General features: G+C 43.1%; 13 protein-coding genes. 4 read left to right on the forward strand and 9 right to left on the reverse strand.

Annotation, left to right across the window (positions count from 1 at the left end):
- Window positions 1-246: 246 nt before the first annotated feature.
- Together ACXQIQ_RS09775 and ACXQIQ_RS09780 are read left to right on the forward strand one after the other, a co-directional pair.
- Window positions 247-1,509 carry a glutamate-5-semialdehyde dehydrogenase gene (locus ACXQIQ_RS09775; RefSeq protein ID WP_439298954.1) on the forward strand — a complete coding sequence of 421 codons (1,263 nt, stop codon included), beginning with the start codon at window positions 247-249 and terminating at the stop codon, window positions 1,507-1,509.
- A 220-nt stretch (window positions 1,510-1,729) separates the two neighbouring features.
- Entirely contained in the window at window positions 1,730-2,194 is a 465-nt protein-coding gene (locus tag ACXQIQ_RS09780; RefSeq protein ID WP_439298953.1) for a hypothetical protein, read from the forward strand.
- A gap of 171 nt (window positions 2,195-2,365) precedes the next feature.
- Here the strand turns inward: ACXQIQ_RS09780 and ACXQIQ_RS09785 are convergent, their stop codons facing one another.
- Window positions 2,366-2,863, reverse strand: coding sequence for a GNAT family N-acetyltransferase (locus ACXQIQ_RS09785; RefSeq protein WP_439298952.1), 498 nt, complete (start codon window positions 2,861-2,863; stop codon window positions 2,366-2,368).
- A gap of 75 nt (window positions 2,864-2,938) precedes the next feature.
- Here ACXQIQ_RS09785 and ACXQIQ_RS09790 point away from each other — a divergent pair, with 75 nt between their 5' ends.
- Window positions 2,939-3,517: a YitT family protein gene (locus tag ACXQIQ_RS09790; protein WP_439298951.1), complete on the forward strand. Its 579-nt coding sequence runs from the start codon at window positions 2,939-2,941 to the stop codon at window positions 3,515-3,517.
- Here ACXQIQ_RS09790 and ACXQIQ_RS09795 read toward each other — a convergent pair.
- From ACXQIQ_RS09795 to ACXQIQ_RS09820, 6 genes are all read right to left on the reverse strand, one after another.
- Window positions 3,514-3,843: a YnfA family protein gene (locus ACXQIQ_RS09795; protein WP_439298950.1), complete on the reverse strand. Its 330-nt coding sequence runs from the start codon at window positions 3,841-3,843 to the stop codon at window positions 3,514-3,516. The genes ACXQIQ_RS09790 and ACXQIQ_RS09795 overlap by 4 nt on opposite strands.
- Before the next feature lie 415 nt (window positions 3,844-4,258).
- Window positions 4,259-5,995 carry a phospho-sugar mutase gene (locus ACXQIQ_RS09800; protein WP_439298949.1) on the reverse strand — a complete coding sequence of 579 codons (1,737 nt, stop codon included), beginning with the start codon at window positions 5,993-5,995 and terminating at the stop codon, window positions 4,259-4,261.
- 460 nt (window positions 5,996-6,455) lie between these two features.
- On the reverse strand, window positions 6,456-8,003 hold the full coding sequence (locus ACXQIQ_RS09805; protein WP_226548518.1) for a GNAT family N-acetyltransferase: 1,548 nt from the start codon (window positions 8,001-8,003) through the stop codon (window positions 6,456-6,458).
- A gap of 19 nt (window positions 8,004-8,022) precedes the next feature.
- Window positions 8,023-8,430 carry a VOC family protein gene (locus tag ACXQIQ_RS09810; protein ID WP_439301902.1) on the reverse strand — a complete coding sequence of 136 codons (408 nt, stop codon included), beginning with the start codon at window positions 8,428-8,430 and terminating at the stop codon, window positions 8,023-8,025.
- Window positions 8,430-9,092, reverse strand: coding sequence for an HAD family hydrolase (locus ACXQIQ_RS09815; RefSeq protein WP_439298948.1), 663 nt, complete (start codon window positions 9,090-9,092; stop codon window positions 8,430-8,432). The genes ACXQIQ_RS09810 and ACXQIQ_RS09815 overlap by 1 nt, the downstream gene beginning before the upstream one ends.
- Before the next feature lie 940 nt (window positions 9,093-10,032).
- Window positions 10,033-10,482: a CBS domain-containing protein gene (locus ACXQIQ_RS09820; RefSeq protein ID WP_439298947.1), complete on the reverse strand. Its 450-nt coding sequence runs from the start codon at window positions 10,480-10,482 to the stop codon at window positions 10,033-10,035.
- A 158-nt stretch (window positions 10,483-10,640) separates the two neighbouring features.
- On the opposite strand from ACXQIQ_RS09820, the gene ACXQIQ_RS09825 reads away from it, so the two are divergent.
- On the forward strand, window positions 10,641-10,919 hold the full coding sequence (locus ACXQIQ_RS09825) for a late competence development ComFB family protein (RefSeq protein ID WP_439298946.1): 279 nt from the start codon (window positions 10,641-10,643) through the stop codon (window positions 10,917-10,919).
- Here the strand turns inward: ACXQIQ_RS09825 and ACXQIQ_RS09830 are convergent.
- Window positions 10,910-11,752, reverse strand: a complete 843-nt coding sequence (locus tag ACXQIQ_RS09830) for a ComEC/Rec2 family competence protein (RefSeq protein WP_439298945.1) — start codon at window positions 11,750-11,752, stop codon at window positions 10,910-10,912. The genes ACXQIQ_RS09825 and ACXQIQ_RS09830 overlap by 10 nt on opposite strands.
- Window positions 11,753-11,865: 113 nt before the next feature.
- On the reverse strand, window positions 11,866-13,035 hold the full coding sequence (gene yhbH / locus ACXQIQ_RS09835; RefSeq protein WP_439298944.1) for a sporulation protein YhbH: 1,170 nt from the start codon (window positions 13,033-13,035) through the stop codon (window positions 11,866-11,868).
- Window positions 13,036-13,210: the final 175 nt, after the last annotated feature.

The following is a 13,210-nucleotide window of genomic DNA, read 5'->3' on the forward strand; positions in this document are numbered from 1 at the left end:
AGGATGTGCTGGCTTCGACGTTCACCACAGGACGTGGTGGGTCTTAGTCGAAGATCCTTTTAAAAAGTGAATGGTCTCACCTGTCCCGCTGATCCCGCTGGAGTCTCGCACCTTGCTCTCCAAACAACTTGAACAAGGTGATTTTTAAAAATGCCATAAGAGCAACAATCTTATAGAAAAGAGCCAAATTATAAAGTCTCACAACAATCAATGAACGACACTCAATTATATTACTGGAGGGATAGAATGACGTTAACAGTTGAAAAAACGAACGTCGAAGAACAAGCTATTAAAGCAAAGAAAGCTGCAAAAACGTTGTCCATGCTGACAACAGAAGAGAAGAATGAAGCACTGCATACGGTAGCAGATATGCTTGAAAAAGATTACGAAACGATTTTACAAGCGAATGAAAAGGACCTTGAAAAAGGAAAGGAAAAAGGCTATGACGATGCCTTCATGGATCGTTTGGCTCTTTCCAAAGAACGAATCTATGATTTTGCAAAAGGGCTTCGCGAAGTCGCTGACCTTGAAGATCCGACAGGAATCGTTAAATCCGACTGGGATCTTGAAAATGGATTGAACGTACAGCAAGTGACAGTACCACTTGGTGTCATCGGCATGATTTATGAAGCTCGCCCGAACGTAACCGTTGACGCAACAGGACTTGCATTGAAATCCGGTAACGCAATCGTTCTGAAAGGTGGATCTTCTGCCCTTGTTTCAAACCAGACGATTGTCGAGGTCATGCACCGCGGTCTTGAAAAGACGAAGATTCCGAAAGAAGCGGTACAATTCATTGCAAGTACTGATCGTTCTGCAACACAAGAACTGTTCACGATGAAAGAGCACATCGATGTGTTGATTCCACGAGGAGGCGGCTCCCTGATTGCAGCGGTCGTTAACAATGCGACAGTGCCGGTCCTTGAAACCGGTGTCGGAAACTGTCACATCTATATCGACAAAGCGGCAGATGTTGAGAAAGCCATCAACATTGTTATGAACGCGAAAACGGATCGTCCAGCGGTTTGTAACGCCGTAGAGACAGTAATCATTCACAAAGAATGGTTCGAAACGAATAAAGACCAATTGATTGCTGCATTCAAAGAGCACGGAATTACACCTCATGGTGACGAATATGCATTATCTGTCCTACCTGGAGCGATCGAAGCTGGTGAGGAAGATTGGGCGAACGAATATCTTTCCAAGCATATCGCTGTCAAAACAGTAGGCGATGTATCTGAAGCAGTCGAGCACATCGAAACGTATGGTACAAAACACTCTGAAGCGATTGTTACAGAAGACGATACTGCTGCTAAAACATTCTTAGGACTAGTAGATGCAGCTGCTGTATATCACAACGCTTCAACACGTTTCACAGACGGTAGTGCACTCGGTTTCGGTGCTGAAATCGGTATTTCCACTCAGAAGTTACATGCACGTGGACCAATGGGTCTACCAGCACTAACAACAGTGAAATATCAAATGACTGGAACAGGACAAATTCGATAAAAGTTCATTAGAAAGGATCAGCCGAATATGGCTGATCCTTTCTTGTTATGATTTGTTGGTAAATTTTAATTAGTGAATAACTCAATTCTAAATATACTAAAATAATGTACTAATACTCCTTAAAAGCTTTAGTAGTGTAAAGTTCAACTATTAGTATAAGTCACTCGTACAAGCACCCTCCTTTTTAATGAATAAACTATTATAAAAGGAGGTGTTTTTCTTGGATTGTGGATGTTACGGTGTAAGAAAACAAAGTTCTTGTCCTAATCCAGTTCCACCTAATGAGTCACTTGAATGTGCTGCTAAAAGAGAAGAAATTAACACAGCTATATTCTTCACCGATATGGGTGAGCGTATATTCTTTGTCAATCAGTTAGTAAGTTCTGAAGAAGCACAATCATTATGTCCAAGTTTAGATGCTGGTTCACATTTAATTAATCAAGAAGACCTTAATAATCAGGGTATAATAAAAACTCTAAAAAGAGCATTAACAGTAGATGGTACTCCATGTTCAGTAGTGATCTGGGCTTCAATAAATGGTAACCCAAAACTAGTATCCTTATTTGGTAAGAAGTGCATCCGTATAAATGAATGCCTTTCAGTATGTAACGATGTGGACGTTGAAATCTTACGTACACCTTCTGTCAATTGTCCAGCATTTGTCGTATGTGTTGCTCCATTTTAAATAACAAAATGGACTTTTTTTTTGCTTTGATAAAGTGCGCTAGTGAAAGAATCTCACTTTTACTCAACAATTCTATCTATATTTCTCCATGTTATTCCATTTGGTAGTTATCCCAAAACCGACTCCATTTGATTAGTACACGCATGATTTACCAATGAAAGCTACATTCGTCTACTCTAGCTTCAACTGATAGAAATGAATGTCGTGCCATCTTCCGAACTTGTACCCGGCTTCCTTGATGTATCCTGTTTTTACGAAGCCGAACTTCTCATGCAGTTTCACACTGGAAGATTCATCGTTCGCTATGACAGCAATGATGGAATGATGACCTTGTTGACGCGCCTCACGGATCAACTTCGTGAGCAGCATCGAACCTACTCCATTCCCTCGGGCTTTCTTTTTAATATAGACAGAGTCTTCTACTGTATCGGTATAGGCAGGCTTTGGACGGAACTTCGTCAGACAAGCATATCCAAGAATCTCACCGTCATGTTCCGCGACAAAAATCGGATACTTCTCATTAAACTGCCGGAACCACTCTTCTCTTTCTTCCAATGTTTGTTCGTTTAAATCAAAGGTTACTGGAGAGGTACGGACAACCTCATTATAGATGGTTAACATTTCGCCTAAATCACTGATTTTCGCGTTACGTATTCGAACTTTCATCATGATTTCCTTTCTCATATCACAATAGACTTGTACATATGTTGTTATAAAGGTTGCGGTTCACAGGGAGAGGTTTTAATGAAAAAGTGGTTTGCGATTCTGATTGGGAGTATTTTCATAGGCGTCGGGATTAACGGTCTGCTAGCCCCTCATCATCTCCTCGATGGAGGGATGATCGGCATCAGCTTGATTGCGAATTATACGTGGGGATTCCAGCCGGGTCTCGTGATCATTCTGTTGAGTCTCCCGTTATACGGACTAGCCTGGTTCTATCACCGTTCCTATTTTTATAACAGCTTGCATGGGATGCTGATTTCATCCTTTTTCATTGATGCGTTCTCCCCGATCCGGCATTGGTCACATCCGCCGTTATTTCTATGTGCTTTGATTGGTGGTTTTCTAGTCGGTATAGGGATCGGAATCATGCTTCAACAAGAGACAAGTACGGGTGGCACCGATCTACTCGCTCAAATGATTTCGAAGCTGACCAATCTGAATGTCGGGATCATCATCTTCCTTATCGATGGAATCGTCATCATTTGCGGTGGCCTTTTACTAGGGGGCGAATCCTTTCTCTACTCGCTCATCACGATTATTGCGGTCGGTATCACGACCACATTCATCACCTTGACCAAACGGTCTCACCCAGCACTTTAGGGCATTCTTGGTGCCCATAATATGATAGAGACTCCGATCAGACAGACGATTGCACCAATGATGTCATACTGATCCGGGGTCTTTTTATCGACCAACCAACCCCATAACAAGGCTAAAACGATGAAAATTCCTCCATAGGCCGCATATACCCTACCAAACGATGGGAACGATTGAAAGGTCGGAACAATGCCATAAATCATGAGTATGATTGCTCCGATCCCTCCAAACCAGACAGGTCCTCCTTCTCTCAACCATAACCAGAACAAATAGCCGCCTCCAATTTCGGCAAGACCAGCAAGTACGAATAAGATGATGGCTTGTAACATTGAGTGATTCACCTGCTTCCACGTTTAAGTTTATTCATCTAGACATAGAATGGTAATAGAGTTCGTTCATCGACAGAAATTCATTCGTTCAGAGAAAGGAGACAAGGATGGCGATTTTCATACTTTGTCCGCAATGCAAAGGTTCAGGAAAAGTCTCTTCCTTCCTCCCTTTTATCAAAATCAAAAAATGCCCGGCTTGCAAAGGGCACGGAAAAATCAAGTCAAAACGCGATTTGTTTAGGACGACGTGATAGGTAGGTGTTTACCTGGTAGTCAACTTAAGTTTTTTCGTTATCAGTACCAGCTAGACCTTCTATGTGGTACTCAAAACAGCCGTTTCTCGGTTTTCAGTACCAGCTAGCCTTCCATAACATTTTGAAAAAAGGATTGACGCTATGGTCAATCCTTCCTTATTTTATCCTCTGATGTGGTTCACTTTTTCCATTACGTCTTCTTTCAACTTCGCTAGAAGATCCTGGCTCTTTTTCAGTGAATCCGATTGGGTACCGAAATAGAACTTGATCTTCGGCTCGGTTCCGGATGGACGAAGACATACCCATGAACCATCCTCTAGGATATATTTAATGACGTTCGATGGTGGTAGTGTCATTTCCTCAACATCTGTCGACTGGACGTAAAAACGTTCCTTGCTTTGATAATCTTCAATGATGGATACCGGAATGCCTCCGAATTCGGAAGGTGCCTGGGTTCTGAAGGATGACAAAATCTCCTGGATTTCCTCTGCTCCTTTTTTCCCTTTCAAAGTGAGTGATTCAAGACCCTCTTGATAGTATCCGTACTCTTCAAAGATTTCCAGCAATCCTTGATAAAGCGTCTTTCCTTTTGATTTATAATAAGCCGCAACTTCTGCTGCCATCAGACAAGCCTGGACCGCATCCTTATCCCGCACGAAATCTCCGATGAGGTATCCGTAACTTTCCTCATATCCGAACAAGAAAGTGTGCTCGCCCGTTTCTTCGTATTCTTTCATCTTTTCACCGATGAACTTGAATCCAGTCAGCGTATCGACCGTTTTAAGTCCATACTTCGAAGCAATCGTACGACCGATTTCCGAGGTTACGATCGTTTTCAAAACAACACCGTTTTCCGGGAGCTCACCTTGGTTTTGTTTTTCGTTCAACAAATAGTTCAAGATGAGAGCGCCGGTTTGGTTCCCCGTCAGTACGACGTACTCCCCTTCCTCATTCTTCACAGCGATTCCGACTCGGTCCGCATCTGGATCGGTTGCCATCAAAAGATCGGCATTTTCTTTCTCTCCATATTGCATCGCAAGCTCAAATGCAGCATGTTCCTCAGGGTTTGGAGATTTTACAGTTGAAAACTCAGGGTCAGGTAGCTCCTGTTCACTGACAACCGTCACATGCTTGAACCCTAACGCTTCCAAGCCTCGTCTTACAGGTTTGTTCGCCGTTCCATGTAAAGGTGTGAATACGATCTTCAGATCACTCTGCTCCTGAATCAGTTCAGAGTTGACGGAAATGCCGACAAGCTGTTCGACATACGCTCGATCGATTTGCTCTCCGATCATTTTCAATAAGCCCGAAGCCTTCAATTCTTCTTCATCAGCAATCTCAATCTCCAGTTCATTTTCAACCTGATTGACACATTCGATCACTTCATTCGCCGTTTTCGGAGGAAGCTGTCCCCCGTCATCTCCGTATACCTTATAACCATTGTATTCCGGAGGATTATGGCTCGCGGTAATGACGATTCCTGAGAACGCATGTAAATAACGTACTGCGAAGGACAATTCAGGTGTCGGACGCAACTCGTTAAAAACATACGTTTGAATGCCATGACGACCGAGCGTTCTAGCCGCTTCCATCGCAAATTCCGGTGACTTATGACGAGAATCGTAAGCGATGACGACACCGCGGTGTTTCGCTTCCTCACCAAATTGATCTATGTATCGGGCAAGCCCTTCTGAAGCCTTACGGATGGTGTATTTGTTCATCCGGTTCGTTCCAGGTCCGATTTCTCCGCGCATACCACCTGTTCCGAACTCCAAGTTTTTATAGAAGCTGTCTTCCAACTTCTCTTCTTGTTCACGAATGGAATGAAGCTGCTTGCGTAGTTCCTTATCCAGTTGTTCAAATGCATTCCAACGATCATAACTTGTTTTCCAGCTCATGTTTGCCTCCTGTTAATATAGACTCTTCCACACCCTATTGTATAAGAATTCCGGGTAATCCTCCACTATTTCTCATACATTGCCATCAGCAGGTCTTTCGGTACTGAATTCTACAGCATCTTCCCTACTCCTCCATACCTTTCGTAGTTCATGCCTGATCTGCTACCATGCTGTCGAAACCATCTTTTTACAAAATAAGCAACCATAAAATGTCAGTATTCCCCGGAAAATAAAGAAAAGCGGAAGAGCCCGTTCAGCCTTGAAAGTCACTGGAAGTATGACGAGGAGGCTCGAACCAAACATTGTTTGGTCCTGCGTGGGTTGAATCCTGTAAGTAATTCAGTGTGTTGCCGCCACAGGAGGACTGAAGTGGACTGAAAGGATGGGCTCTGTAGCTAGACAATACTTCATCGAATAATGAAAAAAGGCAGGTCGAATGCCTGCCTTTTCCCGTGTAGAATTACTGTTCATCTTGCTTTTTCATGTTCACTTCATAAAGGTCACGTCTTCTGTCACGGAGTTGCATGACACTTCCTGACCTTCTATGTCTTCTTAAAATCTCTAAATCGACATCTCCGACAACCAGCGTTTCTATGTTCGGATTACACTCTCCGACAATTCCGTCGCGCGGGAAAGTGAAATCAGATGGTGTGAAAATACCGGACTGTGCGTATTGGACGTCCATGTTTTCCGTTTGAGGAAGATTTCCGACAGTTCCGGAAAGCACCGTATAAACTTGGTTTTCGATCGCACGAGCTTGAGAACAATATCTCACACGGAGGTATCCTTGACGGTCATCTGTACAGAAAGGTGTGAAGATGATCCGTGCACCTTTATCGGTTACGTAACGCGCAAGCTCAGGGAATTCGATGTCATAACAGATCAGGATCGCAATTTTCCCGCAATCCGTATCGAACACATTCACTTTATCTCCAGGACTGACGCCCCACCACTTCCGCTCGTTTGGTGTGATGTGTAGCTTGTATTGCTTCTCGATCGTCCCATCTCTTCGGAAAAGGTAAGCGATGTTATAGATTTTCCCTTCTTCTTCAACGAAATGGGATCCGCCGATGATATTCACGTTGTATCGGACAGCGAATTCGGTAAACAACTCGATATAGTCTTCCGTATATTGAGTCAGACGGCGAACAGCCTGGCTCGGACTCTTCTCATCAAGATAGCTCATCAATTGCGTCGTGAAAATTTCTGGGAACACGACGAAATCCGATCCATAGTCTGAAGCTACATCCGTATAATATTCGACCTGGTTGGCAAACTCATCAAACGAATGAATCTGTCTCATCATGTACTGGATTGTCGTAATGCGAACCGGGAAAGACGTTTTGAAATGACGTTTGGACGTCGCCCTGTAATCGATGTTGTTCCATTCCATAAGTGTCGCATGAGCATTGGAAGCTTTGTCATCCGGAAGATAATCCGGATTGATCCGCATGAGTGCAAAGCCGTTCATCAACTGGAAGGTCAGCACAGGGTCATAAATATTGTGATGCACCACTTCTTTCACGTATTCACGCGGTGTCATCTGATCGGCATATTTATGGTAGTTTGGAATCCGGCCTCCGATGATGATGCTTTTCAAATTCAGCTTTTCCGCCAACTCTTTTCGAGCTTCGTATAGTCGTCGACCGATTTTCATCCTGCGGAAATCCGGATGGACCATCACTTCAATTCCATAAAGGTTGTACCCTTCTGGATCATGATTCGTAATATAGCCTTCATCCGTAATTTCATCCCATGTATGCTTCTCATCGTATTCGTCGAAGTTGACGATCAGACTGGAGCAAGTCCCAATGATTTTCCCATCGAATTCCACGCAAAATTGGCCTTCCGGAAAAATATCCAGATGGCTCTCCAAATGCGCTCTTTTCCACGGGTCCATATTCGGGAAACAGATTTTCTGCAATTCAAGGATTTCATCAATATCTTTATGTTCTATGTTTCTTAGGAAAATTTTCTTCTCAAATTTTGATTCATCCACTGATGACATGCACTACCATCCTTCCTATTTATCGCCAGTCTTTCATTCTCGTCTGCAAATTTGATGTGTTCAGTTCGAGTTGAATGCCATTCGGATCAAGAAAGTTCACGACAAGACCTCCACCGCGTTCAATCGGTCCCCTGACAATCGGTACCTGGTTTGAATGGAGAGCTTGTACCATGTCGTGGAAACCACTCTCACTGATTGAAAAAGCAAAGTGATCGACTCCGATGGATTCATTGTTGGATTCACTTTCATGATGCCCTTTTTCCAAAAGACAAATCCACGCCGCTCCACTCTCCAAATAGGCATCCGTTTTTCCTAGGTGCACTCTCTTCATATTCAAAATGCCCTCATAAAAATGAAGGGACTCTTTCAAGTCCCGGACATTCAGTGTGATGTGATTGATTCCTGTAATCTGCCTATTCCCGTTCATCACTGTTTTGAAAACTGATCGATCATCTGTTGAAGTTCCATCTCCGCTAATGACTCCAGCTTCAGGTCATACTCCTCAAACGTCAAATGGCGAGTGACCAAGTTCGGGATAACGACTGTGTGAAGGCCTGCACGTTTTGCTGATTTGGCGCCGTTCACAGAGTCCTCGAATGCAATCGCCTCTTCTGGTTTAACTCCTAGCGCTTCTACCGCTAAACGGAACAATGTCGGGTCTGGTTTGACGGTCTCTACATCATCTGAAGTTTTAATCGTCTCGAAATAATGATCAATTCCAAGGTTTTTGATATGCTTCGACACCCACTTGTAGGATGAGCTGGACGCAAGCCCGATTTTCAGACCGAGCTGTTTGGCAGCTTCAAGGTATTCCGTTACGCCAGGAAGAGCTTCACGGTCTTTGATGAGCTCCTGGAAAATGTCCAGCCTTTGCTGCTTGATATGTTCTCGATCGAGTTTCTTCCCGATCTGTTCCTCTAAATACTCATGCGCATCAAAATATGTAGCGTGTGTGCCAATACATTCTCCCCATACTTCAATCGGAAGCTCAGCACCATGTTCCTTATAAATTCGTTGTAAAACGTTGTACTCACACGACTCTGTATCAAGAATCGTCCCATCAAAATCGAACACAACCGCTTTAATCATACCCTCACACCCTTTGCACAGATTCTAATCCCACTATATAAAGAAATCTAGTCGACTGGCAAGTGGAACGAAGCCAGAGACGTAGATGCACTTATACTTGAACTTACACTTTTCCACCACGTCGAGTGAACTTCCTGCTGAAAAGTGATTGTAACCAAGTGAAAAGTAGACTGGCTGATTGGCAAGTGATAGCGTAGCCAGAAGCCTAGTCGCACTTATACTTGTTCCTATACTTTTCAACGACGTCGAATGTTCATCCTGCTGAAAAGTAATCTTTAACAAGTGAAAAGAAAACTTAGTAATTGGCAACTGTAAAGGCAGCCAATTACTTTAGTTGCACTTATACTTGAACTTACACTTTTCCACCACATCGAGTGAACTTCCTGCTGAAAAGTAATTAGAACCAAGTGAAAAGAAATCTAGTCGACTGGCAAGTGGAACGAAGCCAGAGACGTAGATGCACTTATACTTGAACTTACACTTTTCCACCACGTCGAGTGAACTTCCTGCTGAAAAGTGATTGTAACCAAGTGAAAAGTAGACTGGCTGATTGGCAAGTGATAGCGTAGCCAGAAGCCTAGTCGCACTTATCTTGTACCTATACTTTTCAACGACTTCCAGTGTCTTTCCTGCCAAAAAGTCATTAAGCTAAAGCGATTCAGTCTCAGCTCTCCATCCAATCTGAACTTTTCCAATGGAAAAGTTTCATTTTAAGGTAAAATTCTGGCCAATGTATAAGCGGCGGATTATTTCCCATAAAAATATGAGTATTTCCAATAAAAATAAAAAATTATAGATCAGTTTTGCGAATTTCCCATAAAAACCGCCTTATTTCCCATAAAAACAAAAAATTATAGACCAAAACACGAAACACCACACCACCACAACCGCTAAACACCACCATAAAAAAAGCACCTGAGGTCAGGTGCTTTTACTCCGGTTATTGTATTGCGTTTGGATTGGAAGGAGTAGAAATGCTTGAAAGTGCTTGACCAGCGTTGTTCGGGTCGCCGTCCTTTGTTGCAAGGTCACCAAGTGAAACCATTCCGACCATCTGATTGTTTTCTACAACCGGTAAACGGCGGATTTGGTTTTGGGACATCAACTGAGCAGCTTCTTGAGCACTCATATTCGGGTTTCCAGCAACGATGTTGGATGACATACATTGGGATACTTGTGTATTCCCATCCAACCCTTGGGCAGTTGAACGTAACGTAATGTCACGGTCAGTGATGATCCCTCGGACTTGTCCGTTTTCTACTACTGGGATGGCACCTACATTATATTGGCTCATTAACGCAGCCGCTTCCTTCAACGATTGTTGAGGAGAAACTGAAGCCACATTATTGGACATGATGGCACGTAATTGTTGGTTCGTTAAGTTGTTCATTTAAGCACATCCTCCTTTCACCCATAGTGTAGCCTCTACGTAAAAAGATTATTTTTCCTTTATTTTCAACGTTCGACCTATTCCAATTTCTATCAAAATCCTCTACACTTGGAGGTGGCATTTGTACATAAAACTTTTAACACCTAGAGGTGGAAGAATTGGCTAAAGAGTATTTCAACGTCTTGGAAGAAATCATCCCCACGCTCGTTACCGTCATGTTGAACAGCCCCGATTACCAAACGGTATGCCGCTGTCAGAAATGTTCCGTCGACATTATCGCCTTGACGCTCAACAGTGTACCGCCACGATACGTGACTTCAGATGAAAAAAGGGAAATCATCTTCCGTTTATATAATCAGAGCTTCATGCGTACGACCTTGAACAAGCACATCATCAGTGCCATCCATGTCGTTCGTAAAAATCCAAATCACGATTGAGGGAATTCTGTAAAGAACTTTACAGATTTCCCATCGCTTTTGGTGATGATCGTTCCTAGCTTATCGGTTCGGTACACTTGGATTTTATGGGCATTCAATCTCTTCAACACATCTTTGGAAGGATATCCGTACTTGTTCTTCCGACCTACCGAAATGATGGCGTAATCGGGATTCGCTTTTTTGAGCAATGCATGACCCGTGCCAGTATTCGCACCATGATGCGCCACTTTCAGTACATCTACTTTTTCCCCGTCAATTCGAGAAAGCAGTTCATTCTCTGACTTCACCCCTGCATCCGCCATGAGTAAAAAGTTCTTTTTTCCATGATGAAGTTGTAAGACAGCCGAATAGTCGTTCAAGGATTTATAGCGCTTTTTTTCTGGAGGAGCGATGAACTCCATTGTAATATTTCGGGCGAGCTTCACTTTCACGCCTGCTTTCGCAACATACTGATCCACTCCAGAATTGGCGATCGACTGAACGAGGCGTTTGTAGTACGTTGTGTGATACATGATATCCGGCAAATAGACCTTTCCGACATCGAAGGATTGGAAAATATCATCCATGCTGCCGATGTGATCGTGGTGAGGATGTGTCGCGATCAAATAATCAATCCGCTCGATTCCTCGCTTCTGCAGGTACGAGACGACTTTCTTTCCATCGTGCTCATCCCCAGAATCGATGAGCACATGTTTTCCGTTTGAGGTCTCGATATAAATACAGTCTGCCTGACCGACATCGATGACGTGCATTTCGAGGTTCGTTTTCCAAAGCGCTTCTGCAGGCTGTGGAAACAGGACAAGAATACTGATAATAAGGATGAATTGTCGCATTCTGCTTTATGAACCTCCCCTTTCGAATTTTTCTTAGTTTATGTAAGCGCGGGGAGATTATTTTTCCATAAAAATCCCTTCATCCATTGATGATGATGAAGGGTAAATCAGGCTTATGCCAGATCCTTTTCGCCTTTCTTAAAAAAGCTTCTCATCGAATGATACACATCGCGTTTTTCTTTTAAAATGTAGTGATAGAACTTCTCATTTTTGATGTTCTTGTATACACTCATCAGTGTTGAATGTCTGTTGTATGGATTCACTTCACCGTAGCCGAACATGTTCGATACTTCCATGATTTTGTTGACGAGCTTGATACAGCGTGCATTATCACTCGTAAGATTGTCGCCATCAGAAAAGTGGAATGGATAGATATTGTATCGACTTGGTGGATATTTATGGTCGATTAACTCAAGTGCTTTCTTATATGCTGATGAACAGATGGTTCCGCCGCTTTCACCTTTGGAGAAAAAGTCCTCTTCCGATACAACTTTCGCTTCAGTATGATGCGCAATAAATTCAATTTCAACGGTTTCATATTTAGAGCGGAGGAAACGTGTCATCCAGAAGAAAAAGCTTCTTGCCATATACTTTTCCCAGATGCCCATTGATCCTGACGTATCCATCATCGCAAGTACGACGGCTTTCGATTCCGGCTTTTCGATTTGGTTCCACGTCTTGAAACGAAGATCCTCAGGAAAGATTGGGGTTATGCAAGGATCACCTTTCAGAGCATTACGTTTGTAAGCCGTCAAGATGGTCTTCTTCTTGTCGATATTCCCCATCAGACCGGTTTTTCGAATGTCGTTGAACTCGACTTTCTCACGGATGATATTCTCTTGTTCCTTCTGCTGCAGATTCGGCAATTCCAACTCTTTGAAAAGCAATTCCTCAAGCTCTAGCAAGGACACTTCTGCTTCATAATAATCGTCACCCGCTTGATCGCCTGCTTTTTTGCCTTTACCGGCACCTTTCTTACCGCTTGAATTCCCATCGCGTGCAATGACATCACCGACTTGGCTGTCTCCGTCTCCCTGCCCGACGTGTTTTGATTTATCGTAGTTATAACGGATTTTATATTCATCCAGGGAACGAATCGGAATTTTAATTACATCATGACCATTGGATAAAATGATACTTTCCTCACTAATCAGATCAGGTAGATTGTTCTTAAGAGCTTCCTGTACTTTTTCCATGTGGCGCTGTTGGTCTTGATAACCTTTGCGGTGGAGGGACCAGTTCTCCTGTGACACGACGAAGTTTTCTTTTTTGTTGACGGTCATAAATGATTCCCCTCCTTATTTATTTTCCCTGAAAGTGGAAAGCACGTTCACTTTCGGGGATTACTCTATCCTATGCAGTAAATGTTCAGAATTGCTAATAAATTCGAACAAAAACCTGCTTGTCTACAAAGTTCCGCGCTATGCAAGGTTCTTGAATTTAAAAGTGATTTTGAAA

The sequence above is a fragment of the Pseudalkalibacillus sp. Hm43 genome (assembly GCF_054170705.1).

Bases quoted from the DNA above. Each gene is read 5' to 3' on its own strand.
- ACXQIQ_RS09775 (WP_439298954.1), top strand. From the start codon at position 247: ATGACGTTAACAGTTGAAAAAACGAACGTCGAAGAACAAGCTATTAAA.
- ACXQIQ_RS09785 (WP_439298952.1), bottom strand. From the start codon at position 2,863: ATGATGAAAGTTCGAATACGTAACGCGAAAATCAGTGATTTAGGCGAA.
- ACXQIQ_RS09790 (WP_439298951.1), top strand. From the start codon at position 2,939: ATGAAAAAGTGGTTTGCGATTCTGATTGGGAGTATTTTCATAGGCGTC.
- ACXQIQ_RS09795 (WP_439298950.1), bottom strand. From the start codon at position 3,843: ATGTTACAAGCCATCATCTTATTCGTACTTGCTGGTCTTGCCGAAATT.
- ACXQIQ_RS09800 (WP_439298949.1), bottom strand. From the start codon at position 5,995: ATGAGCTGGAAAACAAGTTATGATCGTTGGAATGCATTTGAACAACTG.
- ACXQIQ_RS09805 (WP_226548518.1), bottom strand. From the start codon at position 8,003: ATGTCATCAGTGGATGAATCAAAATTTGAGAAGAAAATTTTCCTAAGA.
- ACXQIQ_RS09810 (WP_439301902.1), bottom strand. From the start codon at position 8,430: ATGAACGGGAATAGGCAGATTACAGGAATCAATCACATCACACTGAAT.
- ACXQIQ_RS09815 (WP_439298948.1), bottom strand. From the start codon at position 9,092: ATGATTAAAGCGGTTGTGTTCGATTTTGATGGGACGATTCTTGATACA.
- ACXQIQ_RS09820 (WP_439298947.1), bottom strand. From the start codon at position 10,482: ATGAACAACTTAACGAACCAACAATTACGTGCCATCATGTCCAATAAT.
- ACXQIQ_RS09830 (WP_439298945.1), bottom strand. From the start codon at position 11,752: ATGCGACAATTCATCCTTATTATCAGTATTCTTGTCCTGTTTCCACAG.
- yhbH (WP_439298944.1), bottom strand. From the start codon at position 13,035: ATGACCGTCAACAAAAAAGAAAACTTCGTCGTGTCACAGGAGAACTGG.